Source organism: Mycobacterium sp. ITM-2016-00317 (assembly GCF_002968295.1).
GTDB lineage: Bacteria > Actinomycetota > Actinomycetes > Mycobacteriales > Mycobacteriaceae > Mycobacterium.
Genome location: NZ_CP134399.1, coordinates 4633799 through 4659117 on the forward strand (window position 1 = coordinate 4633799; position 25319 = coordinate 4659117).

General features: G+C 70.0%; 20 protein-coding genes, 1 tRNA gene and 3 pseudogenes. 17 read left to right on the top strand and 7 right to left on the bottom strand.

Features of this window, described 5'->3' with window-relative positions; translation table 11 throughout:
* Positions 1 to 12 precede the first annotated feature (12 nt).
* Entirely contained in the window at positions 13 to 606 is a 594-nt protein-coding gene (locus tag C6A87_RS22150) for a TetR/AcrR family transcriptional regulator (RefSeq protein WP_311118040.1), read from the bottom strand.
* Between the two features lie 107 nt (positions 607 to 713).
* On the opposite strand from C6A87_RS22150, the gene C6A87_RS22155 reads away from it, so the two are divergent.
* The 12 genes from C6A87_RS22155 to C6A87_RS22215 all read left to right on the top strand — a co-directional run bounded on the left by C6A87_RS22155 (position 714) and on the right by C6A87_RS22215 (position 12011).
* The gene (locus tag C6A87_RS22155) at positions 714 to 2225 is read left to right on the top strand and encodes a helix-turn-helix domain-containing protein (RefSeq protein WP_311114221.1); all 1512 of its coding nucleotides are present in this window, start codon (positions 714 to 716) and stop codon (positions 2223 to 2225) included.
* A 115-nt stretch (positions 2226 to 2340) separates the two neighbouring features.
* Positions 2341 to 3639, top strand: coding sequence for an FAD-dependent oxidoreductase (locus C6A87_RS22160; RefSeq protein ID WP_311114222.1), 1299 nt, complete (start codon positions 2341 to 2343; stop codon positions 3637 to 3639).
* An 81-nt stretch (positions 3640 to 3720) separates the two neighbouring features.
* Positions 3721 to 4200 (top strand): GreA/GreB family elongation factor, encoded by a 480-nt coding sequence (locus C6A87_RS22165; RefSeq protein WP_311114223.1) that lies wholly within the window; start codon positions 3721 to 3723, stop codon positions 4198 to 4200.
* Positions 4201 to 4246: 46 nt separating this feature from the next.
* Positions 4247 to 4318: transfer RNA gene (locus C6A87_RS22170), tRNA-Gln, on the top strand.
* Positions 4319 to 4362: 44 nt separating this feature from the next.
* Complete coding sequence (gene glmU / locus C6A87_RS22175; protein WP_311114224.1) at positions 4363 to 5844, top strand: bifunctional UDP-N-acetylglucosamine diphosphorylase/glucosamine-1-phosphate N-acetyltransferase GlmU; 1482 nt, start codon at positions 4363 to 4365, stop codon at positions 5842 to 5844.
* Positions 5845 to 5947: 103 nt separating this feature from the next.
* Positions 5948 to 6928 (top strand): ribose-phosphate diphosphokinase, encoded by a 981-nt coding sequence (locus C6A87_RS22180; RefSeq protein WP_003929909.1) that lies wholly within the window; start codon positions 5948 to 5950, stop codon positions 6926 to 6928.
* Positions 6929 to 7273, top strand: a complete 345-nt coding sequence (gene arsC / locus C6A87_RS22185; protein ID WP_311114225.1) for an arsenate reductase (glutaredoxin) — start codon at positions 6929 to 6931, stop codon at positions 7271 to 7273. It begins immediately after the preceding gene.
* Entirely contained in the window at positions 7270 to 7929 is a 660-nt protein-coding gene (locus C6A87_RS22190) for an LpqN/LpqT family lipoprotein (protein WP_311114226.1), read from the top strand. The genes arsC and C6A87_RS22190 overlap by 4 nt, the downstream gene beginning before the upstream one ends.
* A gap of 9 nt (positions 7930 to 7938) precedes the next feature.
* Positions 7939 to 8808, top strand: a complete 870-nt coding sequence (locus tag C6A87_RS22195) for an oxidoreductase (protein ID WP_311114227.1) — start codon at positions 7939 to 7941, stop codon at positions 8806 to 8808.
* Between the two features lie 150 nt (positions 8809 to 8958).
* Positions 8959 to 9618 carry a 50S ribosomal protein L25/general stress protein Ctc gene (locus tag C6A87_RS22200; protein WP_311114228.1) on the top strand — a complete coding sequence of 220 codons (660 nt, stop codon included), beginning with the start codon at positions 8959 to 8961 and terminating at the stop codon, positions 9616 to 9618.
* A gap of 12 nt (positions 9619 to 9630) precedes the next feature.
* On the top strand, positions 9631 to 10209 hold the full coding sequence (gene pth / locus C6A87_RS22205; protein ID WP_311114229.1) for an aminoacyl-tRNA hydrolase: 579 nt from the start codon (positions 9631 to 9633) through the stop codon (positions 10207 to 10209).
* 347 nt (positions 10210 to 10556) lie between these two features.
* Positions 10557 to 12011 (top strand): lipase maturation factor family protein, encoded by a 1455-nt coding sequence (locus C6A87_RS22215; RefSeq protein ID WP_311114230.1) that lies wholly within the window; start codon positions 10557 to 10559, stop codon positions 12009 to 12011.
* A 28-nt stretch (positions 12012 to 12039) separates the two neighbouring features.
* Here C6A87_RS22215 and C6A87_RS22220 read toward each other — a convergent pair whose 3' ends face one another.
* The 5 genes from C6A87_RS22220 to C6A87_RS22240 form a co-directional block, all read right to left on the bottom strand.
* Positions 12040 to 13674, bottom strand: a complete 1635-nt coding sequence (locus C6A87_RS22220; RefSeq protein WP_311114231.1) for a fatty acyl-AMP ligase — start codon at positions 13672 to 13674, stop codon at positions 12040 to 12042.
* Between the two features lie 309 nt (positions 13675 to 13983).
* Entirely contained in the window at positions 13984 to 14952 is a 969-nt protein-coding gene (locus C6A87_RS22225; protein WP_311114232.1) for a 4-(cytidine 5'-diphospho)-2-C-methyl-D-erythritol kinase, read from the bottom strand.
* 83 nt (positions 14953 to 15035) lie between these two features.
* Complete coding sequence (rsmA, locus tag C6A87_RS22230; protein WP_311114233.1) at positions 15036 to 16016, bottom strand: 16S rRNA (adenine(1518)-N(6)/adenine(1519)-N(6))-dimethyltransferase RsmA; 981 nt, start codon at positions 16014 to 16016, stop codon at positions 15036 to 15038.
* The gene (locus C6A87_RS22235) at positions 16013 to 17140 is read right to left on the bottom strand and encodes a transglycosylase family protein (protein WP_311114234.1); all 1128 of its coding nucleotides are present in this window, start codon (positions 17138 to 17140) and stop codon (positions 16013 to 16015) included. The genes rsmA and C6A87_RS22235 overlap by 4 nt, the downstream gene beginning before the upstream one ends.
* A gap of 132 nt (positions 17141 to 17272) precedes the next feature.
* Positions 17273 to 18124, bottom strand: coding sequence for a TatD family hydrolase (locus tag C6A87_RS22240; RefSeq protein WP_396836919.1), 852 nt, complete (start codon positions 18122 to 18124; stop codon positions 17273 to 17275).
* A 16-nt stretch (positions 18125 to 18140) separates the two neighbouring features.
* Here C6A87_RS22240 and metG point away from each other — a divergent pair, with 16 nt between their 5' ends.
* The 5 genes and pseudogenes from metG to C6A87_RS22265 all read left to right on the top strand — a co-directional run bounded on the left by metG (position 18141) and on the right by C6A87_RS22265 (position 24477).
* Positions 18141 to 19676 carry a methionine--tRNA ligase gene (metG, locus tag C6A87_RS22245; protein ID WP_311114236.1) on the top strand — a complete coding sequence of 512 codons (1536 nt, stop codon included), beginning with the start codon at positions 18141 to 18143 and terminating at the stop codon, positions 19674 to 19676.
* A gap of 1 nt (position 19677) precedes the next feature.
* Positions 19678 to 21026 (top strand): annotated as a pseudogene (gene gdhA / locus C6A87_RS22250) (NADP-specific glutamate dehydrogenase).
* A gap of 99 nt (positions 21027 to 21125) precedes the next feature.
* A pseudogene (locus tag C6A87_RS22255) lies at positions 21126 to 22336 on the top strand (NAD(P)/FAD-dependent oxidoreductase).
* Positions 22336 to 23232 (top strand): RNA polymerase sigma-70 factor, encoded by an 897-nt coding sequence (locus C6A87_RS22260; protein ID WP_311114237.1) that lies wholly within the window; start codon positions 22336 to 22338, stop codon positions 23230 to 23232. Before C6A87_RS22255 ends, C6A87_RS22260 begins: the two are co-directional and overlap by 1 nt.
* 7 nt (positions 23233 to 23239) lie before the next feature.
* Positions 23240 to 24477, top strand: a pseudogene (locus tag C6A87_RS22265) (aminodeoxychorismate synthase component I).
* Here C6A87_RS22265 and rsmI read toward each other — a convergent pair.
* Positions 24460 to 25296, bottom strand: a complete 837-nt coding sequence (rsmI, locus tag C6A87_RS22270; RefSeq protein WP_311114238.1) for a 16S rRNA (cytidine(1402)-2'-O)-methyltransferase — start codon at positions 25294 to 25296, stop codon at positions 24460 to 24462. The pseudogene C6A87_RS22265 and the gene rsmI sit on opposite strands and share 18 nt — an antisense overlap.
* Positions 25297 to 25319: the final 23 nt, after the last annotated feature.

Below are 25319 nucleotides of genomic sequence, written 5' to 3' on the forward strand. Positions count from 1 at the left end.
CGGCCCGCGGTCCTACTCCTCGTGCAGCACCGGGTCGGACTCCAGATGGGTGAGCCCGTTCCAGCACAGGTTGACCAGGTGCGCGGCCACCACTTCTTTCTTGGGTTCGCGCACGTCGAGCCACCATTGCGCGGCCATCGACACCGAACCGACCAGGGCCTGCGCGTACAGCGGTGCAAGCTCGGGGTCGAGTCCGCGCCGGGAGAAGTCACCGGCCAGAATCGAGGCGACCTGGCTGACGGCGTCGTTGAGCAGCGTGGAGTAGGTGCCGGAGGTGATGCTGGCCGGCGAGTCCCGGATCAGGATGCGGAAGCCGTCGGTGTGTTCTTCGACATAGGTCAGCAGCGCCAGCGCCACCCGTTCCACGCGCACCCGGGACCGGTTGTGGGTCAGTGACCGGGTGATGCCGTCGAGCAGCGCCGACATCTCGCGGTCGACGACGACCGCGTACAACCCTTCCTTGCCGCCGAAGTGCTCGTAAACCACCGGCTTGGACACGTTGGCCCGCAGCGCGATCTCCTCGACCGAGGTGCCGTCGAAGCCCCGCTCGGCGAACAGCGACTTCGCGATCTCCACCAGCTGCTGGCGCCGCTCGGAGCCCGTCATCCTGGCGCGCGGCGCGCGGACGTCGGAACCACCGGGCCTGTCGGACACAGCCATCCGTCACAGGGTAGACCGTGCGGGCCGCGGCGCCGGGCGTAGCGTCAACCTTCATGATCACGCTGGATCGCCTGATCAATGTCCTCGGCGGGTACGGCGCCCGCTGGCTGGGCGGCTCGGCGGACCGGCAGACCGAACTGCGCAGCGTCGTGCTGCCCGAGGACGTCGACGGCCGCACGGTCTCCGGTGACGTGCTGCTCGCCGTCGGTGCGGCCTCGCAGACCCAGGCGCTGCAGTGGGCGCGGGCCGCTCGCGCCGTGGTCGTGCTCACCCGCTGTGACGACGCATCCCCCGGGCAGGACACCGCTGGGGTCGCGGTCGTCGTCGTCGACCCGGAGATGCCGTGGAGCGAGTTCGCCGCGATCGTCTACGGGCTGGTCATGGAGGGCCGCGAGACCGAGTCGGGCCGCGGCCCCACCGATCTGTTCGCCCTGGCCGACAGCCTGTCGGGCGCGGTCGGCGGCGCGGTCACCATCGAGGACAAGGCGTCGCAGGTGCTGGCGTTCTCCCGGGGTCAGCAGGACGCCGACCCGTGCCGCGCGGCCACCATCCTGGAGCGGCAGGCGCCGCCGCGGGTGCGGGCGGTGTTCGACGCGCACGGGGTGTTCGCGCACCTGGCGGTCTCCGACGACCCGGTCTTCGTGCCCGGCGACGCCGGCATCGGGCTGACCGGCCGGATGGTGGTCGCCGCCCGCGCAGGCCGCGAGCTGCTGGGTTCGGTGTGGGTGGCGTGCGCGAGCCCGCTGACCGGCGAGCGGCGCCGCGCGCTGGCCGAGGGCGCGCACACCGTCGCGCTGCACCTGCTGCGCTCGCGGGCCAGCGCCGACCTGGAGCGGCAGGTCGAATCCGAGCTGGTGATCCGGCTGCTGGAATCGCCTGCCGACGCCGCGACGCTGGCCAGCCGGCTGGGGCTGCCGCCCGACGCGCTGCGGGTGGTCGCGATGCGCGCGGGCGAGGACGACGGCAGGCACGCCGCGCTGCTGCAGGTCTTCGAACGCGCGACCGCAGGCTTCGGCTGGTCCCGTCCGTCCCGCAGCGCGCTGGCCGACGCGACCGTCTACACCGTGCTGGCCGCCGAGCAGGCCGCGGTCGCGCGGGACTGGGTAGCCGCATTGATCGCCGCGCTGCCGGAGCAGATGACGGTGCAGGCCGGCATCAGCGCGCCCGCGGCGGCGACCGAGCTGGCCGTCGCGCGCACCGAGGCCGACGAGTGCCTGGCGTTGCAGGAGGGCACCGCGTCCGCGGTACCCCCGGCCTACGACGAGTCGTGGGACGACGTGCTGCTGCGCCGGCTGCGGACCGCGGCGCGCTCCGGGCGCACCCCGCACCGGGGAGCGGTCGCCGAGCTGCGCGCACACGACCGCGCGCACGGCACCGCCTATGTGCCGACGCTGCGGGCGTGGCTGCAGGAACACGGCGACCCCGGCCGCACGGCCGCCGACCTCGGCGTCCACGAGAACACGGTGCGCTACCGGATGCGGCGGATGGCCGAACTGACCGATCTGCGCCTCGACGACGCGGACAAGCGGTTCGCCATGATGATCGAGCTCGCAGTCCTCGACTGATCCGTTTGTCGGCCCGGCACATTTTCGGCATGTCCCTTTGTCGGCACAGCACAACACCCCGCCCTGCCGGACCCCCGACGATGGAGGTTCACCAACGGAAACAGGAGGTCATGCGATGTCGGGCGGGTCAGGGATGGACCATGGTCCCCGATCTGTGGTCGTCGTCGGGGCAGGCATCGTCGGGCTGTCCACGGCGTGGTTTCTGCAGGAACGCGGGGTCGAGGTCACGGTCGTGGACCGGACCGGCGTCGCCGCGGGCGCTTCCTGGGGCAACGCCGGCTGGGTCTCCCCCGCGCTCACCGCGCCGCTGAACTCGCCGTCAGTGCTGCGCGAAGGCGTGCGCGCGCTGCTCGACCCCCGCGCGCCGCTGCACATCCCGCTGCGCGCCGACACCGCGCTGGCCCGGTTCCTGCTGCGGTTCGCCGCGAACTGCCGACCCAGCTCGTGGCGGGACGCCGTCGAAGCCAACTCCGTGCTCAACAACGAGGCCATCGAGACGTTCGACGTGCTGGTCGCCAACGGCGTCGAGGCCCCGGTGACCGACACCTCGCTCGCCGTGGCATTCCGCAACGCCGGCAACGCCCGCGAGTTCCTCAGCGAGTTGTCCCACATGCACACCTCCGACCGGGACCTCTACGTCGAGATGCTCACCGGCGCGGCGCTGCAGGAACAGGTGCCGCTGGCGTCGCCGCAGGTCGCCGCCGTGGTCAACGTGTCCGGTCAGCGCTTCGTCGACCCGGGGCGCTTCACCCACGCGCTGGCGCACGCCGTCGCCGAGCGCGGCGCCGACCTGCGCACCGGTGCGGTGCGTGCCGTCTCCCGCACCGCCGACGGCGTGCGAATCGACCTGCGCGACGGCGAACCGCTGCGCGCCGACGCGGTCGTGCTGGCCACCGGGGCCTGGCTGCCCGAACTGACCGGACGCCGGGTGCGCGTCGGGCTGCAGGCCGGCCGCGGCTACTCGTTCACCGTGCCGGTCGACCGGCCGCTGCCCGGCCCGATCTATCTGCCCGAGGCGCGGGTGGCGTGCACGCCGTACCGCGGCGGCCTCCGCGTCGCGGGCACCATGGAGTTCCGCCGCCCGTCCGAACCGATCGCCCACCGCCGCATCGACGCGATCATCGCGTCGGCCGCACCGATGTTCGACGGTGTGCGATGGGACGACCGCACCGATCTGTGGGTCGGGCCGCGCCCGGTCACCGACGACGGCAAGCCCCTGATCGGCGAACTCGCCGGCAACGTGTACGTGGCCGGCGGGCACGGCATGTGGGGCCTGGCCCACGGCCCGGCCACCGGCCGGCTGCTCGCCGAGCAGATCGTCACGGGCAAACAGCCCGAGGCGGCGCGCGCGTTCGACCCGCTGCGCGGGCGACGACCCGGCGCCGACGCCGCGCCGCTGACTCTTCCCCTCTGAGGAGGGTCTCCCGGTCGTCAGGGGCGGCGGCATGACCCCGCCCCTGACGACGATCATTCCCACCGGACAAAGGAACCGACCGTGCAGACCACCGAATCCATCTGGATGACCCCGCAGGCCCGCCACAGCCTGGAGCAGGAACTGGCCGAGCTGATGGCCGTGCCCAACCCGGCAGGCGCCGACGACTCCGACCGCGCCGACCAGGTGGTGGACGCCTGGCTGGCCCGCAAGGAACGCATCCGGCAGATCCACGAACTGCTGAGCAGGGCCGACCACGCCGTCAACCCCGCCGACGACGGGATCGCCGAGCCGGGCATGGTGCTCACCGTGCGCTTCGACGACACCGGCGACACCGAGACGTTCCTGCTCGGCACCCGAGGCACCGCCGACGCCGAGATCGACGTCTACACCGTCAACTCCCCGCTGGGCAGCGCGCTGCTCGGCGCCACCCCCGGGCAGCAGCGCACCTACCAGCTGCCCAACGGCGGCATCCAGCAGGTGACGGTGCTGGCCGCCAAGCCGTTCGGCGCGCACCAGGCGGAGCAGCTCGCGACGCAATGAGTCCCACCGGCGGTGGGTTAGAGTCGCACGCGTACCTCGTGACCGGTCCGTCGTGGTGTAATCGGCAGCACCTCTGATTTTGGTTCAGATAGTTCAGGTTCGAGTCCTGGCGACGGAGCAGCGAGGCGTGCCGAGGCAGCTCCGCCATCCGGAAGGACATCTATGCGTGACGCCGCGGTCCTGATCCTGGCGGCAGGTGCGGGCACCCGGATGAAGTCCGACACCCCCAAGGTTCTGCACCCCCTGGCCGGGCGCAGCATGCTCGCGCACGCCGTGCACTCGACGGCCGCGGTGACGCCGCGGCACCTGGTGGTGGTGGTCGGCAAGGACCGGGATCGGGTGGCCCCGGCCGCACTCGAGATCGGCCGGCTGCTGGACCGGGACATCGAGATCGCGATCCAGGACCAGCAACGGGGCACCGGGCACGCCGTGGAGTGCGGGCTCGCCGCGCTGCCCGCCGACTTCACCGGAGTGGTCGTGGTGACCGCGGGCGACGTCCCGCTGCTCGACGCCGACACCCTGTCCGGCCTGATCGCCACCCACACCGACCAGGGCGCGGTGGCCACGGTGCTCACCACGACGCTGGCCGACCCGACCGGCTACGGGCGCATCCTGCGCACCTCCGAAGCCGAGGGCGGGGACGTGACCGGGATCGTCGAACAGGCCGACGCCAGCCCGGCGCAGCGGGCCATCACCGAGGTCAACGCCGGCGTCTACGCCTTCGACGCCGCGGCCCTGCGCTCCGCGCTGGGGCGGCTGCAGACCGACAACGCCCAGGGCGAGCTGTACCTGACCGACGTGATCTCCATCGTCCGGTCCGACGGCGGCGTGGTGCGCGCCCAGCACGTCGACGACACCGCACTGGTCACCGGCGTCAACGACCGGGTGCAGCTGGCCGCGCTGGCCGCGGTGCTCAACCGGCGCATCGTCGAACGCCACCAGCGCGCCGGCGTCACGATCGTCGACCCCGCGTCGACCTGGATCGACGTCGACGTCACGATCGGCCGCGACACCGTGGTGCGCCCCGGCACCCAGTTACTGGGCGCGACCTCGGTCGGCGGGCACTGCGAGATCGGCCCGGACACCACGCTGACCGACGTCACCGTCGGGGACCGGGCACAGGTGGTGCGCACCCACGGGTCGTCGTCGGAGATCGGCGACGAGGCCGTGGTCGGTCCCTTCACCTATCTGCGGCCCGGCACCCGGCTGGGCGCGGCTGGCAAGCTCGGTGCGTTCGTCGAGACCAAGAACACGTCGATCGGCACCGGCACCAAAGTGCCGCACCTGACCTACGTCGGTGACGCCGACATCGGCGACCACAGCAACATCGGCGCGTCCAGCGTGTTCGTCAACTACGACGGCGAATCCAAGAGCCGCACCACGATCGGTTCGCACGTGCGCACCGGCTCGGACACCATGTTCGTCGCGCCGGTGACCGTCGGAGATGGCGCCTACACCGGCGCGGGCACCGTCGTGCGCGAGGACGTCCCGCCCGGTGCGCTGGCCGTGTCGGCGGGGCCCCAGCGCAACATCGAGGGCTGGGTGGCTCGCAAACGACCGGGCAGCAAGGCCGCCGCTGCCGCCGAAGCGGCCCGGGCGGCCGGCCCGGACGGCGCGGAGCGCCCCGAAGCTACCGGCGAGTAGCGCTCGGTCACTGTTTATTGGCATTCTGGTAACCCGCCAGCGTAGGCGTGCGAGCGCTCCGTACGATGGCCCCGTATCCACCGCCGACGCCGAGGGCAGCCCCGTGAGCCACGACTGGACCGACAACCGCAAGAACCTGATGCTCTTCTCGGGCCGGGCTCATCCCGAACTGGCTGAGCAGGTCGCCAAGGAGCTCGACGTTCCGGTGACCGCGCAGACGGCGCGCGACTTCGCCAACGGAGAGATCTTCGTCCGGTTCGACGAATCGGTGCGCGGCTGCGACGCATTCGTACTGCAGTCCCATCCGGCGCCGCTGAACCAGTGGCTGATGGAACAGCTGATCATGATCGACGCGCTCAAGCGCGGCAGCGCCAAGCGGATCACCGCGATCCTGCCGTTCTACCCCTACGCCCGGCAGGACAAGAAGCACCGCGGACGCGAACCGATCTCCGCCCGGCTGGTCGCCGACCTGCTCAAGACCGCGGGCGCCGACCGCATCGTGACCGTCGACCTGCACACCGACCAGATCCAGGGCTTCTTCGACGGCCCCGTGGATCACATGCGGGCGCAGAAACTGCTCACCGGCTACATCGCCGAGCACTACTCCGACCGCGACATGGTCGTCGTCTCCCCCGACTCCGGGCGCGTGCGCGTCGCCGAGAAGTGGGCCGACTCCCTCGGCGGTGTCCCGCTGGCCTTCATCCACAAGACGCGTGACCCGTTGGTGCCCAACCAGGTGGTCTCCAACCGCGTCGTCGGCGACGTGCGCGGCAAGACCTGTGTGCTGACCGACGACATGATCGACACCGGCGGCACCATCGCCGGCGCGGTGCGGCTGCTCAAGCAGGACGGCGCAGGCGACGTCATCATCGCCGCGACGCACGGTGTGCTGTCGGACCCGGCGCGCGAGCGGCTCGCCGATTCGGGTGCGTGCGAGGTGATCGTCACCAACACGCTGCCGATCGCCGAGGAGAAGCGTTTCCCGCAGCTGACCGTGCTCTCGATCGCGCCGCTGCTGGCCAACACCATTCGCGCGGTGTTCGACAACGGTTCGGTGACAAGTCTTTTCGACGGGTCGGCGTAGATGGCCTCAGCGCGCATTCTCCACAACCCGAAGTGCTCGACCTCACGCAAGACGCTGGATCTGTTGCGCGAGAACGGGATCGAGCCCGAGATCGTGCTCTACCTGAAGACTCCGCCGTCCCGCGACGAACTCGCCGCGATGATCTCCGACGCCGGGATCGAGGTGCGCGCCGCGGTCCGCAAACGCGAAGCCCTCTACGGCGAGCTCGGGCTGGAATCGGCATCTGACGACGAGCTGCTCGACGCGATGGCCGAACACCCGATCCTCATCGAGCGCCCGTTCGTGGTCACCGACAAGGGCACCCGGCTGGCACGCCCGCTCGACAACGTCCGAGAGATTCTGTGACAGTTCGCCTCCGGCCTGCGCTGGCGGCCGTGGCGATGCTGGCGGTGGCGGGCTGCGCCACCGGGACCCCTGACTACCAGTCGGTGTGGTCGTCGACGCCGACCACCACCTCGGCAGCGCCGGCCGGCCCCACCGAGGACGCGATCCCCATCGCCACGTTCCTGGAACGCGCCGGTGTCATCGGAGAGCCCGTCGCCCCCGACAAGCTCACCGACCTGACCGTGTCGATACCTACCCCCGAAGGGTGGCAGCCCTACCGCAACTCCAACCTCGCACCGGGCACCCGGATGATCGCCAAGGGCGCCACCTACCCGACCGCGATGTTGATGGTGTTCCAGCTCAACGGCGACTTCGACGTCGCCGAGGCCCTGACCCACGCCAACGTCGACGCGCTGCAGTCGGAGAACTTCCGCGAGCTCAACTCCTCCACCGAGGACTTCAACAAGTTCCCGTCGTCGATGATCGAGGGCAGCTACGACCTCGGCGGCACGCGGATGCACAGCTACAACCGCATCGTGATCGCCACCGGTGCGCCGCCGGCCCGGCAGCGCTACCTGGTGCAGTTCACCGTCACCGGATTCGCGGACCAGGCCGCCGAGGACGGACCCGACGTCGAAGAGATCATCCGCGGGTTCACCGTCGCGCTGCCCCACTAGGGTGGGGCCATGAGCGACTGGACCGCCGCGAACCTGCCCTCCTTTGCCGGCCGCACGGTGATCGTGACCGGCGCCAACAGCGGACTCGGTCTGGTGACCGCCCGTGAGCTCGCCCGGTGCGGCGCGACGACGATCCTGGCGGTGCGCAATCTGGACAAGGGCAACGCCGCCGCCACCACCATGACCGGCGACGTGCAGGTGCGCAGGCTCGACCTGCAGGACCTGGCTTCGGTGCGGGAGTTCGCCGACGGAGTGGACAGCGTCGACGTGCTGGTGAACAACGCCGGCATCATGGCCGTGCCGTACGCGCTGACCGTGGACGGGTTCGAGAGCCAGATCGGCACCAACCACCTCGGCCATTTCGCGCTGACCAACCTGCTGCTGCCGAAGGTCACCGACCGGGTGGTCACGGTGTCGTCGCTGATGCACCTGTTCGGCGCCGTCAACCTCAAGGACCTGAACTGGAAGTCCCGGCCGTACCTGGCCTGGCCCGCCTACGCCCAGTCCAAACTGGCGAACCTGCTGTTCACCAGCGAGCTTCAGCGCAAACTGACGGCCGCAGGATCCGCGGTCCGGGCAGTCGCCGCCCATCCCGGATATTCGGAGACCAACCTGCAGGGGCACTCCGGAAGCCGGCTCGGCGACCGGCTCAGCGCGGCGGGCAACCGGTTCATGGCCACCGACGCGGACTTCGGCGCCCGCCAGACCCTCTACGCCGCGTCCCAGGACATACCGGGCGACAGCTTCGTCGGGCCGAGATTCATGATGCTCGGCCCGACCGGACCGGCCGTCCGCAGCCCGCTGGCCCGCAGCCGATCCAAGGCCGACGGCCTGTGGACGCTGTCCGAGCAGTTCACAGGGGTCGGATTTCCGCTCTGATCCCGCGTTGAGCTACCCTCGAGGACGCGTCACGGCGAGGGTGGCCTGCATTGCGCAGCGCCGCCGTTATCGACGGGAACCCACGACTTCACCGAAGTGCGACCCTGGCCGTGCCCGATACCGACCACCGGCACAGGAGCAGCACACATCATGGCCAAGAACGCCCCCAACAATCTGACCGCGACGGTCCGCACCTCGACCGGCAAGGGCGCCTCGCGTCGCGCCCGCCGCGAGGGCCGCGTCCCCGTCGTCCTGTACGGCCACGGGACCGACCCGCAGCACCTCAAGCTGAGCGCGCGTGACTTCGCCGCCGTGCTGCGCCACACCGGCACCAACGCAGTGCTGACCCTCGATATCGACGGCACCGAGCAGCTCGCGCTGACCAAGGCGCTGGAGATCCACCCGATCCGCCGCAACATCCAGCACGCCGACCTGCTGGTGGTGCGCCGCGGCGAGAAGGTCACCGTCGAGGTCCAGATCGTCATCGAGGGTGACGCCACCCCGGGCACGCTGGTCACCCAGGAGGCCAACACCATCGAGATCGAGGCCGACGTCCAGTCGATCCCCGAGCAGTTCGTCGTGTCGGTCGAGGGTGCCCAGGAGGGCACCCAGATCCAGGCCGGCCAGATCGAGCTGCCCGCCGACGTCACCCTGATCTCCGATCCGGAGGCCCTGGTGGTCAACATCGTCGCGGCGCCGAGCGCCGAGGAGCTGGAGTCCGAGGGCGGCGGCGCGTCGGTCGAGGAGCAGGCCGCCGAAGCCGGTGCCGCAGAGGGCGCGGAGGGCGAGGCCGCCTCCGAGTCCGAGTAGGCAGACCCCGTCGTGGCCGAACCGGTACTCGTGGTCGGCCTGGGCAACCCGGGACCGAACTACGCGACGACCCGGCACAACATCGGCTTCATGGTCGTCGACGTGCTCGCCGACCGCATGGGCGAGAAGTTCAAGGTGCACAAGAAGTCCGGCGCCGAAGTGGCCACCGGGCGGCTCGCGGGCCGCTCAGTGGTGCTGGCCAAGCCGCGGGTGTACATGAACGAATCCGGGCGTCAGGTCGGACCGTTGGCCAAGTTCTACTCGGTCGCGCCGGCCGATGTCGTCGTCGTCCATGACGAGCTGGACATCGACTTCGGCCGGATCCGGCTCAAGGGCGGCGGCGGCGTGGCCGGCCACAACGGGTTGCGGTCGGTGTCATCGGCGTTGGGAAGCAACGACTTCCACCGGGTGCGGGTGGGCATCGGCCGCCCGCCCGGCCAGAAATCGGGCGCCACCTTCGTGTTGGAGAACTTCAACAGCGTCGAGCGCAAAGAGGTTCCGACGATCATCGAGCAGGCCGCCGACGCGACCGAGTTGCTGATCGCCCACGGCCTTGAGCCCGCGCAGAACACCGTGCACGCCTGGACCTGACTCACCTCCTCGCCGAAATTGCATTCCACGCGGCGTATTTCGCGAATCGGCCGCGTGGAATGCAATTTCGGCGGAGTTATTCGAGGCCGCGGATGGCGCTGCCGACGCGCTTGACCGGTTTGTGCGGATAACGCTTGACCGCGTGCGCTTCGGCGTCGGATTCGGCCAGCACGTACAAGGGTTCGACCTGGTCCTGCAGCGGTGATCCGGCCCGGGTAGCGGTCCATCTCCATCGGAAAGGTGGCCGACGGGTTGACCACCCCATGCTGAGTATTGTAGACCATACCCAGCAGGAGTGGTGACCCGATAGCACCGCCCGGCCGGCGCGGGAGGCGTCTACTGGTGAGGTGTCCGCGGACTGGTTCGACGCACCGGGGTACTGGGTGGCCCGGGAGGTGTTGCAGCGCGGGATCGCGGCGATCTACCTGATCGCGTTCGTCGGCGCCGCCCGCCAGTTCCGCGCGCTGATCGGTGAACACGGGATGCTCCCGGTGCCGCGGTTCGTCGAGCAGGTGTCGTTCCGGGTCTCCCCCAGCCTGTTCCATCTCCACTACTCCGACCGCTTCTTCGCCGCCGTGTGCTGGAGCGGTGCGGCGCTGTCGGCGGCGCTGCTGGCCGGCGGCGGCGATCTGGTGCCCCTGTGGGCGGCCACGCTGGCATGGCTGGTGCTGTGGATCCTGTACCTGTCGATCGTCAACGTCGGGCAGCGCTGGTACGGATTCGGCTGGGAATCCCTGCTGTTGGAGGCAGGCTTCCTCGCGATGCTGCTGGGCAACGACGACGTAGCGCCGCCGCTGCTGACGTTGTGGCTGGTGCGCTGGCTGCTGTTCCGGGTCGAGTTCGGCGCCGGGCTGATCAAGATGCGCGGCGATCCGTGCTGGCGCGACCTGAGCTGCCTGGACTACCACCACGAGACCCAACCGATGCCGGGGCCGCTGAGCTGGTTCTTCCACCACCTGCCCAAGCCGCTGCACCGGGTCGAGGTCGCGGGCAACCACGTCGCCCAGTTGGTGGTGCCGTTCGCGCTGTTCGCCCCGCAGCCGGTGGCCTCGGTGGCCGCGGCGATCGTGATCGTCACCCAGTTGTGGCTGGTGCTTTCCGGGAACTTCGCATGGCTGAACTGGCTGACGATCATCCTCGCGTTCAGCGCCGTCGACCAGAGTGCGTTCGCCCGGGTGTTGCCGGCGTCGGCTCCCCCTGACCCGCCCGCGCCGCCGTCGTGGTTCGTGGCGCTGGTGATCGCGGCTACCGCACTGACGGTGGTGCTGAGCTTTCAGCCCGTGCGCAACATGCTCGGACGCCGGCAGCGGATGAACGCGTCGTTCAACCCTTTCCACCTGGTGAACACCTACGGGGCGTTCGGCAGCATCGGGCGGATCCGGTACGAGGTGATCCTGGAAGGGACCGACGAGGCGGAACCCACCGCGCAGACGGTGTGGAAGGAGTACGGCTTCAAGGGGAAGCCCGGCGACCCGCGCCGGATCCCGCGGCAGTGGGCGCCCTACCACCTGCGTCTGGACTGGCTGATGTGGTTCGCGGCGCTGTCACCGGCCTACGGGCGTGACTGGTTCCGGCCGCTGGTCGTGCGCCTGCTGCGCAGCGACGCCGACACACTCCGTCTGCTCGGGCACAATCCGTTCCCCGGTACGCCACCGCGATACATCCGGGCGCGGCTGTACGAATACCGGTTCACGACATGGCAGGAACTGCGCGAGGAACGCCGCTGGTGGCGGCGGACCCTGGTCGGTGAGTATCTGCCCGCGGTCGGACTGGGCGCCGACGAGTCCCCTACCGCCCGGTGAGCGTGCGTGAACTACACGCAGCTCGCGGCTAGGTGACCAGGGAGACCGAGGTGGAGCGGCGCAGCTTGCCCGACGAGGTCTTCGGGATGCTGCCCGGGCCCAGCACGACGACGTTGCGCGGACGGACGTCGACCTCGGCGACCACCTCGTGCGCCACCTGGTGCTCGATGCGGCGCACCTCGGCGGGGTCCTGCCAGTTGTTGGACTCCACGGCCACCGCGAACGTCTCGCGGGAATGCCCGGCATCCAGCCGCACGGCGACCGCGCAGCCGGGGCGCACTCCCTCGACGCGGCCGGCCGCCCGTTCGATGTCGGTCGGGTAGATGTTGCGGCCGGCCATGATGATGACGTCCTTGACGCGGCCGCAGACCACCACGTTGCCTTCCTCGGTCAGATAGCCGAGGTCACCGGTGTCGTACCAGCCGTGCTCGTCCTGAGCCGGGATGAAGCCGCCCATGGTCATGTAGCCGGGCGTGACGCATTCTCCGCGCAGCTCGATCACGCCGACACCGCGCGGCGGCATCACGTTTCCGTGGTCGTCGATGACCCGGGCCTCCAGGTCGGTCAGCAGCGGTCCCAGCTCGGCGAGGCGCTTGGTGTGCCCCTTGGTCGAGGGGACCGCGCGGCGCAGCGCCGCGAGCAGATCGGCGTCGACCTCGTCGACCGTCAGGCCCGCACCGCACGGCGAGAACGACACGGCCAGCGTGGTCTCGGCCATGCCGTAGGCCGGCAGGATCGCGCCCGGATCGAGGCCGAAGGGCTTGCCGGCGTCCAGCAGGTCCTCCACGTCGGCCGGCTCCACGGGCTCGGCGCCCGACAGCGCGAACCGCAGCGTGGACAGGTCGAACTCGCCGGGCTTGGCCTGCCGGCGCAGCCGCTTGGCGAACAGCGCATAGGCGAAGTTCGGCGCCGCGGTCATCGTGCCCTTGTACTTGTCGATGAGCTTGGCCCACAGCAGCGTGTCCCGCAGGAAGTCCATCGGCGTGACCTTGACCAGCTCCGCGCCGAAGTACATCGGGATGGTCAGGAAGCCGACCATGCCCATGTCGTGGAAGCAGGGCAGCCAGCTGACCATGACGTCCTTGTCGACGTCGTACTGCGCGCCGATGAACATCGCCTCGGCGTTGGAGTAGATGTTGCGGTGGGTGATCTGCACCGCCTTGGGAGATCCGGTCGATCCGGACGTCAGCTGCATCAGCGCCAGATCGTCCTCGCCGACCTCGATCGGCTCGATCGGCTCGGAGGCCAGCAGGTCGGAAATAGTGAGGACCTTGATGCCCTTTTCCTCGAGCACCGGGATCGCGACGAGGAAAGGCTCGGACACGATCACAGCCTTGGCCTCGATCATGCCGATCACGTTCATGGTGTCCTCGGCCCACATCACCAGGTCGGTGCGCGGGGTGGGCTGATGGAGCATCGTGAGGCTGGCACCGCGCATCCACAGCCCCTGGGCCGTCGGGGCGATCTCGACCGGGAAGCCTGCGAGGACGCCGACGGCGTCACCGAGACCCACACCCGCGGCGGCCAGGCCGCCCGCGATGCGCTTCGCTCGCTCGTGCACCTCACTCCAGGTGTGGCGGACCGGCTCATAAGGCTCTCCGGTGACCATGCCCCGTCCGGTGGTGTGGGCACTGCGGTACATCTTCTCGGTGAATCTGCTCACGACGACCTCCTCGCCGACATCTGCCCCGGTGCACATGCCCGTTTGCCATGCTCCGCCTGATCAGCGCCCTTTTCACGGAGGCGCGCAAACATTTGGGGAGCGGTTGTGTCTCGAATCGATGATGTTGCGCGAGCGCGGTCGGATGCCGCACAGACACCGGTCAACTGCCCGCCGGTCAGACCGGTGGGGTAAACCGATGCGTCCATTGCTCGACCGCTATCACTCACCGTCGATCATCTTAAGCAACTCTTAAGTAGCTGCCAAACGGGCGCAGGTATTGAGGCGTGCATCACACCTTTTATTGCGCGCTCAACCAGCGGCGGACGGGCTCGGCACCACCCGGGCACCCTGCACCGGCCCGCTGGCCACCCGGACCGTTCGGCACACGCCTGCGCCGACCAGTTCGGTGCCGACGTCGACCGCGGCGCCGGCCGACGGGCACAGGAACGCGCAGGTCGGGCCCGACCCGGACACCACGCCCGCCAGCGCACCCGCCGCCATCCCGGCGCGCAGCGTGCGGCGCAGCGCCGGATCCAGACTCAGCGCCGCAGGCTGCAGATCGTTCCCGAGCAGCGGGGCCAGTGCGGCCGGGTCACCGGAGGCCAGCGCGGCGAGCAGCGGTTCCGGCGATTCCAGCCGCGGCGGCAGGGTGCGGTCCTGCTCGGCGCGGAGCCGGTCGATCTCGGCGAACACCGTCGCGGTGGACAGCCCACCCGGCGAGAACGCCAGCACCCAGTGAAACGTGTTGCGCGCCAGCACGGTCGCCAGCTCCTCGCCCCGCCCGGTGCCCAGCGCCGTGCCGCCGTGCAGCGCGAACGGCACGTCGCTGCCGAGCTGGGCGGCCAGGGCGTGCAGATCGCGCCGGGGCAGACCGAGCTCCCACAGCGCGTTGATCGCCACCAGTACCGCGGCGGCGTCGGCGCTGCCGCCGGCCATCCCGCCCGCGACGGGGATGGTCTTCTCGATCGAGATCGCCACGTCCGCGGCGCGGCCCACGTGGTCGGCGATCAGCTCGGCCGCCTGCCACGCCAGATTGTGGTGGTCGGTGGGCAGCTCGTCGGCGCCCTCCCCCGACAACTCCAGCGACAGCGCGTCGGCGGTGCGCACGGTCACCTCGTCGAGCAGCGAGACCGCGTGGAACACCGTGGTCAACTCGTGGTAGCCGTCGTCGCGGCGATCGCCGACATCGAGGTACAGGTTGACCTTGCCCGGGACCCGGACCGTGATCGAACCGGTGGGGACCCAGTCGGCTGCCGTATTACCGTCGCGCGCGGACACCGCACGACCCTAACCAAAAACAACGACCCCGGCGCACGGCCGGGGTCGTCGTAGTGGTCTCGTGGTGAAGCAGGGGTGTCCGGTCAGGACGTCGGCACCTGCGCGTCCGCCGCGGCAGGTTCGACGGCGTCGACGCTGTCTCCCGTCTGCGCGTCGGCTTCTGCCTGCGCCTCGGCCTCTGCCTGTGCCTTCGACACCACGTGCCAGTCGGCGGAGCGCTGCAGCAGTCGCACGAAGTCGTTGATGCTCAGCGTCTCGCCGCGACGGGACGGGTCGATGCTGGCCGCGAGCAGCCGACTGGCCGACTCGTTGCCCGAACCCGCCCATTCGGCGAAGGCGTTGCGCGAGGTCTTGCGACGCTGCGCGAACGCCACGTCGATGAGCTCGAAGACCTGCTCACGGAACTCCGTGTCGGTCGGCCAGGGCGAGGTCTCGTAGCGGTCGATACGGACCAGGCCCGAGTACACGCGCGGGATCGGCCAGAACACCGTCGGCGACACCATGCCGTAGCGGCGGACGTTCCCGAAGAACCGCACCTTGGCGGAGGGGACGCCGTAGTCTTTGCCGCCCGGCTCCGCGGCAAGCCGCTCTGCCACCTCGGCCTGCACCATCACCATCACGGTGCGGATGGACGGGAACTCGGCGAGCAGGTGCAGCAGGGCGGGCACCGCGACGTTGTACGGGAGGTTCGCGACCAGCGCCGTCGGCATCTCGGTCATGTCCGACTTCTTGAACGTCAGAATGTCCCGGTTGAGCACCGTGAGCCGGTTGGCCTCACTGTGCGAGTGGTCGGCGATGGTGGTCGGCAGCTGGGTGGCCAGCACAGGGTCGATCTCCACCGCGGTCACCTTGGCGCCACGGTCCAGCAACGCCAACGTCAGCGAACCCAGACCGGGTCCGACTTCGAGGACGTGATCCGATCGGTTGACGCTCGAGGCCGACACGATGCGGCGCACGGTGTTGGCGTCGTGAACGAAGTTCTGCCCGAAAGACTTGCGTGGGCGGAAGTCGATCGACTTGGCGAGATGCCGAATTTCAGTTCGTCCGAGCAGGCGTATTGTCACGACGCACCGATCCTCCCACTACACGTGGGCCACGCCCCCCAACCTTGGCGCGCCCGAGTTATCTCAGCAATCGCGATCTGCTCTTCCCTTGTTGCCAGATCCGCTCGCTGAGCATACCTCAGACCACCGTTTCGCTCCCAGGTGTTTTGGTCAAATTGGACGCCACCAAAATAGCCATTGCCGGTATTGATCGACCAATTACCTCCGGCTTCACAGCGCGCCAACGCGTCCCAGGCGTGTCCGCTCGCCACCGGAGGGACCTCTGTACCGGGTTTTGCACCCACCCTGAGCACACCGTCGCGGGCCGGGGTGATCACAACATTGGCTACTGGCAACCTGCCGGTTTCCACTCCGTTGACAGTGGCGACCGCAAAAGTGACGTCTTGGACGCCCGGAGCGCCCGGGTCCTCGACGACCTGTCGGCTCATGTTCAGTGTCACGTCTTCGATGCGTTGGTTGTTCGGCACCAGCGGCAGGCGCTCGGTCACCTTCGCGATCCGCACCCGGGTGACCCGGATCTGCATGCCGTCCTCGACGGGCGCCGTCGCCGCCGGGTAAACATTGTCGCTTTGCTGCAGGGGGGCACCGGCGGCCTCGAGCAGGGCCGCCACGTTCGGCGCGGCGAGCCGTACCGAGCGCAGCTGTCCGCCGTCGTCGATTTGCACGTTCTTCGGGCTGACGACGGGCAACGCCATCCCGTCCAGCGGGAGCCTGCTGCCGCGCGAGGCCGCCACCGGCGCCCTGTCGGTCATCTGCAGCTGGGCCAGTGCCTCGTCGACCGTCGAAGCCGTCGTCCACATCTGCTCGGTGCCGCCGCCGTCGGTGGAGATGTCCAGCGGCCTGCCGCGGCGCAGCACGATGGTGTCGGCCTGGCGCACAGGGGTGTCGGCGGCGGGATGGAGGTCGTCGCGTTCGCCCACCTCGAAGCCGTTTTCAGTTACCACGTCGATCACGCGGGACTTCATCGTCGGGACCGACATCGACACTCCGTCGACGGTCAGGGTCACCGTCTTGTGCGTGGCCACCGCGGTCGCACCCGCGAAGATCAAGGCGAGCAGTGTCACCGCCACCAGGACCCGCAGCAGCGGCGAACGGGAGCGGTGGAGCGTGTTCAGAGCATTCAAAAGGTCGTTTATCTCCGACTCAGGCGCGACAGACCGGCACTCGGCTGGTGCTGACCAGCCGGCCCTTCAGGCGCACTGTTCCGGCACCCACTGCCTACCGCGCGTTGTGTCACAAGACGGTAACGAAAAGGTCTAGGACCGGCAACTCGCCAGGCCGTACACCCGCTTCGCCGTTGCGGAGGTCTCCTCCGCGATCGCCTGTGCGGACCGGCCGAGGACGTCGGCCAGCGCCCGCACAGTGTAGGGGAGGCAGTAGGGCTCGTTCGGCGCGCCCCGGAACGGGTGCGGGGTCAGAAACGGCGCGTCGGTCTCGACCAGCAGCTGCCCCGGCGGCACCAACCGGGCGGCTTCCCGCAGGTCCCGGGCGTTCTTGAAACTCACCGTGCCGGACAGGCTGAGCACCCAGCCCGCGTCCACGCAGGTGCGGGCCATCGTCGCGTCCGACGAGAAGCAGTGGAAGATCACGGTCTCGGGCGCACCCTCGGCCCGCAGCACGTCCAGCACCGCGGCGTCGGCGTCCCGGTTGTGGATCATCAGCGGCTTGCCGGTGCGTTTGGCCAGGTCGATGTGCCAGGCGAACGCCTCGCGCTGCTCGGCGGGATCGGCGCAGCCCTCCAGCCTGCCCGGCCAGTACAGGTCCATCCCGGTCTCGCCGATCGCCACGACCCGGGGATGGCCCGCGAGGCGCTCGACGACCGTGCGGGCTTCCTCGGTCAGCGCGTTGGCGCGGGTCGGGTGCAGCGCCACCGCGGCGTACACCCGCGGATCCCAGTCCGTCGCGTCGACGGCCCAGCGCGCGGAGTCCAGGTCGTCGGCGATCGTCACGACGGCCTGCACGCCCGCCGAGGCGGCACGGTCGAGGATCGCCGTCACGTCGTGGCCGTCGCGGGCACCGCAGGCGTCCAGATGGGTGTGGGCGTCGATGAGCGGGGCGAGGGGCTCCGGGACCGGCGGCGGCTCGCGCTTGGCACTCACGGCCCACACTCTAGGGTGAACTCAAATGAGTGAGCCCTACTACGTCACGACGGCGATCGCCTACCCCAACGGCGATCCGCACGTCGGGCACGCCTACGAGTACATCGCCACCGATGCGATCGCCCGGTTCAAGCGGCTGGACGGCTTCGACGTCCGGTTCCTCACCGGCACCGACGTGCACGGGCTCAAGATGGCCGAGACGGCCGCCAAGCTGGGCGTGCCGACCGCCGAGTTCGCCCGCGCCAACTCGGATGTGTTCGAGCGGTTGCAGGAGAAGCTGAACATCTCCTTCGACCGGTTCATCCGCACCAGCGACGCCGACCACTACGAAGCGTCCAAGGCGCTGTGGACGCGCATGGTCGACGCCGGCGACATCTACCTGGACAAGTACTCGGGCTGGTACTCGGTGCGCGACGAACGCTTCTTCACCGAGGCCGAGACCGTCGTCGGCGACGACGGGGTGCGGGTGGCGGCCGAGACGGGCACGCCGGTCACCTGGACCGAGGAGGAGACCTACTTCTTCCGGCTGTCGTCCTACACCGACCGGCTCCTGGCCCTCTACGCCGAACACCCCGAGTTCATCGAGCCCGAGGTGCGCCGCAACGAGATCGTCAGCTTCGTCTCCGGCGGGCTGCGCGACCTGTCCATCTCGCGGACCACCTTCGACTGGGGCGTGCCGGTGCCGGACCACCCCGACCACGTGATGTACGTGTGGGTGGACGCGCTGACCAACTACCTGACCGGCGTCGGGTTCCCGGACACCGACTCCGAGACCTTCCGCCGCTATTGGCCGGCCCAGCTGCACATGATCGGCAAGGACATCATCCGGTTCCACGCGGTGTACTGGCCCGCGTTCCTGATGTCAGCGGGCATCGAACTGCCGAAAAAGGTGTTCGCCCACGGCTTTCTGTTCAACCGCGGCGAGAAGATGAGCAAGTCGATCGGCAACACCGTCGACCCCGCGAACCTCGTCGACACGTTCGGCCTCGACCAGCTGCGCTACTTCCTGCTGCGCGAGGTGCCGTTCGGCCAGGACGGCAGCTACAGCGAGGACGGCATCATCGGCCGGATCAACGCCGATCTGGCCAACGAATTCGGCAATCTCGCACAGCGATCGCTGTCGATGGTCGCCAAGAACCTGGACGGGGCGACGCCGCGGCCCGGGGAGTTCAGCCCGGCCGACCGCGAACTGCTCGCCGCGGCCGACGCGCTGCTGGAGAAGGTGCGTGAGCACTTCGCCGCGACCGCGATCCACCTTGCGCTGGAGGCGATCTGGTCGGTGCTCGGTGCGGCCAACCGTTACTTCTCCGCGCAGGAACCGTGGGTGCTGCGCAAGACGGACCCGGAGCGCTTCGCGACCGTGCTGTACACGACTCTGGAGGTGGTGCGCATCGCAGCCCTCCTGAGTCAGCCTGTGATGCCCGACTCGGCGGGCAAGCTGCTCGATCTGCTCGGCCAGCCGGCAGACGAGCGCACCTTCGACGCCGTCGCGACGCGGTTGGTTCCGGGAACCGCCCTGCCTGCGCCGTCGGGCGTCTTCCCCCGCTACCAGGTGGACTGACATGACTGAGCTACACGCCAAACTGCACGACATCTACGACGAGGTGGCCTGGCGCAACCCCGGCGAGGACGAGTTCCACCAGGCCGTCTACGAGGTGCTCAACAGCCTCGGCCCGGTGGTCGACAAGCACCCCGACTACGTCGACACCGCGGTCATCCGGCGGCTGTGCGAGCCGGAACGCCAGATCATCTTCCGCGTGCCGTGGCAGGACGACTCCGGCACCGTGCAGATCAACCGCGGCTTCCGGGTGGAGTTCAACTCCGCGCTCGGACCGTTCAAGGGCGGCCTGAGGTTCCACCCGTCGGTGTACCTGGGCATCATCAAATTCCTCGGGTTCGAGCAGATCTTCAAGAACTCGCTCACCGGCATGCCGATCGGCGGGGGTAAGGGCGGTTCGGACTTCGACCCCAAGGGCCGCTCGGACGGCGAGGTGATGCGGTTCTGCCAGTCCTTCATGACCGAGCTGTACCGCCACCTCGGCGAGTACACCGACGTGCCGCCGGCGACATCGGCGTCGGGATGCGTGAGATCGGCTATCTGTTCGGCCAGTACAAACGCATCACCAACCGGTACGAGTCCGGCGTGTTCACCGGCAAGGGCCTGACCTGGGGCGGGTCTCAGGTCCGCACCGAGGCCACCGGCTACGGCACGGTGTTCTTCGTCGACGAGATCCTGCGCGCGCGTGGTGACTCGTTCGACGGCAAGCAGGTGGTGATCTCCGGGTCGGGCAACGTCGCGATCTACGCGATCGAGAAGGTGAGCGCGCTCGGCGGCACCGTGGTCGCGTGCTCGGACTCGAACGCCTACGTGCGCGAGGACACCGGCCTCGACCTGGACCTGCTCAAGGAGGTCAAGGAACACCGGCGCGGCCGCATCGCCGACTACGTGGAGGCGCGCGGGGGCGGGGCCCAGCTGATCGAGGGCCGCAGCGTGTGGGAGGTGCCCTGCGACATCGCGTTGCCGTGCGCCACCCAGAACGAGGTGTCGGGCGACGACGCGACAATGCTGATCGAGGCGGGCTGCCGGATCATCGCCGAGGGCGCCAACATGCCGTGCACTCCCGAGGCCGTCAAATATTTCGAGGAAGCCGGTGTCACCTTCGCACCCGGCAAGGCCGTCAACGCCGGCGGCGTGGCCACCAGCGCGCTGGAGATGCAGCAGAACGCATCCCGGGATTCCTGGACGTTCACCGACACCGAGGCCCGGCTGGCCGAGATCATGCGCCGCATCCACGACCGCTGCCTGACCACCGCCGACGAGTACGGCCAGCCCGGCAATTACGCCGCGGGCGCCAACATCGCCGGGTTCATCCGGGTCGCCGACGCGATGCTGGCGCTCGGCCTGGTATGACAGTGTCTGTGGTGATCTGAGCCACAGTCGCCCCGCCGGTGTCACATTCCGGCGACACGCGGTGTCTTGAGGGCATTACCCCCTTCGAGAGGAGACACCATGTCCGGACCCCAGATCCACGTCGTCGTGTTGGGCGGCGGCTACGCCGGCGTGATGGCCGCCAACCGGCTGATGTCACGTGACGACATCCGGGTGACGCTGGTCAACCCGAGGCCCCGGTTCGTCGAACGTATCCGGTTGCACCAGTTGGCCGCCGGGAACCACGGCGCCGCCGAGGATTACGCCGCCGTGCTCAACCCCGGCGTCCGGTTGGTGGTCGGTACCGCCGAGCGCATCGACGTCGCCGCCCGCCGGGTGTCCCTCGGCTCGGGCCGGCACCGGACGGCGCCTATCTGGACAGCGCCTATCTGGACGGCGCCTATCTGGACTACGACTATCTGGTCTACGCCGTCGGCAGCACCGGCGCGGTGCCCGACGTGGTTGCCGGCGCCACCGAATTCGCTTATCCCCTCAGTGAACTGGAGCAGGCCGAGCGGTTGCGCGACCGGCTGGCCGATCTCGCCGAGCCCGCACCGGTCGTGGTGGTCGGCGGCGGCCTCACCGGGATCGAGACCGCCGCGGAGTTCGCCGAGGCCGGTCGTACCGTGACGTTGGTCAGCCCGGTGGTGGGCCCGTCACTGAGCCGGCCCGGGCGCCGTTCAGTGCTCAGGCGGCTGGGCAGACTGCGCGTCACCATCGTGTCGGCCGCGGTCGCCTCGGTGGGAGCCGACCACGTGGTGCTCTCCGACGGCCGGTCGCTGCCGAGCGCGGTGACGGTGTGGACCACCGGGTTCGGGGTACCGGGCCTGGCCGCGGCCAGCGGCCTGACCACCGACGCGTTGGGCCGGCTGCGTACCGACGAGACATTGACCAGCGTCGACGACGACCGCATCGTCGCGGCCGGGGACTCCGTCGCGCCGTCCGGGGTCCCGTACCGGATGAGTTGCCAGGCCGGGCTCCCGCTGGGCGCGCAGGCCGCCGGTACCGTGCTGGCCCGCATCTCCGGCACCTTGGCGACCGCCGCCACCGTGCCGATGAACGGGCAGTGCATCAGCCTGGGCCGCGGCGCGGGCACCGTGCAGTTGCAGCGCAGGGACGACACCCCGGTGAACCTCTACATCGGCGGGCGCGCAGGCGCTTTCGTCAAGGAGCAGGTCTGCCGGTACACGGTCAAATGGCTCGGGGCCGAGGCGCGCAAGCCCGGCTCGTACCGTTCGCTCAAGGGTCCGGACCGCTCGGAGCTGATCGCCGGCGAGGAGGTGCCGGCCTGATGAGCACGGCGCCGGGTGACGAACACGCCGAACGGTTCACACAGCTGCGCCCGTTGCTGTTCACCATCGCCTACGAGATCCTGGGCAGTGCAACCGAATCCGACGACGTGCTGCAGGAGAGTTACCTGCGCTGGGCCGAGGTCGACCTGTCCGGGGTGACCGACACCAAGGCCTACCTGGCCCGGCTCGTCACCCGGCAGGCGCTCAACGCGCTGCGCGCCCAGTCGCGGCGGCGGGAGGACTACGTCGGCCCCTGGCTGCCGGAACCGCTGCTGACAGAAGCGGATCCGGCCGCCGACGTGGTACTCGCGGAGTCCGTGTCGATGGCGATGCTGGTGGTGCTGGAGACCCTGAGTCCCGACGAGCGCGCGGTGTTCGTGCTGCGCGAGGTGTTCGGGTTCGGCCACGACGAGATCGCGGCGACGCTCGGGAAATCGGCGGCCGCCGTGCGCCAGATGGCCCACCGCGCCCGCGAACACGTGCAGTCGCGGCGTAAGCGGTTCGAGCCGGTGGACCCGCAGTTCTCGACCGAGATCACCACGAGGTTCTTCACCGCGGCCGCCACCGGCGATCTGGACGGGCTGATGGCGATGCTGGCCCCCGACGTGGTGTGGACCGCCGACAGCGACGGCAAGGTCAGCGCGGCCCGCAGGCCGGTGGCAGGTGCGGACCGGGTGGCCCGGCTGATCCTCGGCTTCGTCCGGCTCGGCGGCGCCGGCGGCAGGGTCGAGCCCGCGGTCTACAACAGCGCACCGGCGCTGGTGCTCTATTTGGGCGACAACCTGGAGGGCGTGGTGACCTTCGAGGTCGTCGACGGCCGGATCACCAATTTCTATGCGATGCGTAACCCGGAGAAGCTGACGGGGGTGATGGTGCCGCGCCAGATCAGCCGATAATGAGCCGGTGCGCATCGAGCGGCTCGGCGACCTTGGCAGTGCGCCCGCCGTGCTGCGCGCGCTCGCGGCCGCCACGTCGCGGCGGGGCATCCCCCCGCCCGCCGCGCTGAGCGGGGACTGGTTCGGCTCCCGCGCGGTGATCGCCCCGTCGCTGGCGACGTCGGCGGTGGCCCCCGAGCACGTCTTCGACGTCCCGCCCGGCGGCCGGCAGGACGGACCGGTCGGCGGCGGATGGTTCGGCTACCTGTCCTACCCCGACGCCGGTGCCGACGGCCTGGGCCCGCGCATCCCCGAGGCCGCGGGCGGCTGGGCGGACGCGGTGCTGCGCTGCGCCCGCGACGGCCAGTGGTGGCACGAAAGCCTCACCGGCGCCGCCCTTCCCAGCTGGGTGCGGGACGCCCTGCAATCGCCGCCGGACCGCGTGCCGCCGCTGTCCATTGGGGTGAGGCCGACCGGGCCGCGCACCGGTACGGAGTGCTCGAATGCCTCGAGGCGATCGCGGCGGGCGAGGTGTATCAAGCGTGCGTGTGCACACGGTTCGCCGGCACGCTGGAGGGCAACCCGGCGGACTTCTTCGTCGAGGCGGTCACCCGGACGGCACCGGCGCGCGCGGCGTTCGTGGCCGGCGACTGGGGCGCGGTGGCGTCGCTGTCGCCCGAGCTGTTCCTGCGGCGTTGCGGCGAGGCGGTGACGTCGAGCCCGATCAAGGGCACGCTGCCGGCGTCGGCGGATCCCGCGGTGCTGCGGGCCTCGGTGAAGGATGTCGCCGAGAACATCATGATCGTCGACCTGGTGCGCAACGACCTGGGCCGCGTCGCCCGCACGGGATCGGTGTCCGTGCCCGAACTGCTGGCCGTCCGGCCGGCGCCGGGTGTGTGGCATCTGGTCTCGACGGTGTCGGCACGGGTGCCCGCGGACCTGCCGATGGCGGCGGTGCTGGATGCGACGTTCCCGCCCGCGTCGGTGACCGGGACACCCAAGGCCAGAGCCCGTGAACTGCTGTCGGTGTGGGAGCCGCACCGGCGCGGGGTGTACTGCGGCACGGTGGGTTTGGCGTCACCGGTGGCGGGCTGCGAGCTCAACGTCGCGATCCGCACGGTGGAGTTCGCGCCCAGCGGCGGCGCGGTGCTCGGCGTCGGCGGCGGTATCACCGCGGACTCCGACCCCGACCGCGAGTGGGAGGAGTGCCTGCACAAGGCGGCGCCCACCATCGGGCTCGGCGTCGGTTCACTGACGCGCGCGTAGCACCGCGTCGTAGAGCTCACGCTTGGACGGCGAACCGGGGTGGGACGCGACCACCTGCGCGCACGCGTCCTTGACCCGCATGCCGTCGTCGACCAGCCGGTGCACCTCGGCGAGCAGAACCTGCGGGTCCGCGGACGGCGTCGCGCCCTCAAGCACCACGGTGATCTCGCCGAGCACCCCGTCGGCGGCCCACTCGGCGAGCTCACCGAGACCGCCGCGGACGATCTCCTCGTGCGTCTTGGTCAGTTCCCGGCACACCACGGCCCTGCGCTCGGGACCGAGCACCTCGACCGCGTCGGCCAGCGTCTCGGCCAGCCGGCGCGGCGATTCGAAGAACACGCACGTGCGCGGTTCGGCGGCCAGCGACTGCAACCAGGTCCGACGGGCCGCCTGCCTGCGCGGCGGGAAACCTTCGAAGCAGAACCGCTCGGACGGCAGGCCGGCGACGGCCAGCGCGGTGGTGACCGCCGACGGCCCCGGCAGGCACTGCACAGTCAGCTCGTGCTCGACGCACGCCGCCACCAGCCGGTAGCCGGGGTCACTGATCAATGGCATGCCCGCGTCGCTGACCAGCAGCACGGTGGCTCCGCCCTTGATCGCGTCGAGCAGCGCGGGTATCCGCGACGCCTCGTTCTGGTCGTAGAGGCTGATGATCTTGCCGACCGGCTTCACTTCAAGAGCCTGCGCGAGCGTGCGGACCCGGCGGGTGTCCTCGGCGGCGATCACGTCGGCGCTGCGCAATGCCCGCACCAGCCGCGCCGACGCGTCGGATGGCTGTCCAAGCGGCGTGGCGCCCACGAGCAGTCGTCCGGCCGTCATGCCTGACAGCCTACGATCGCATC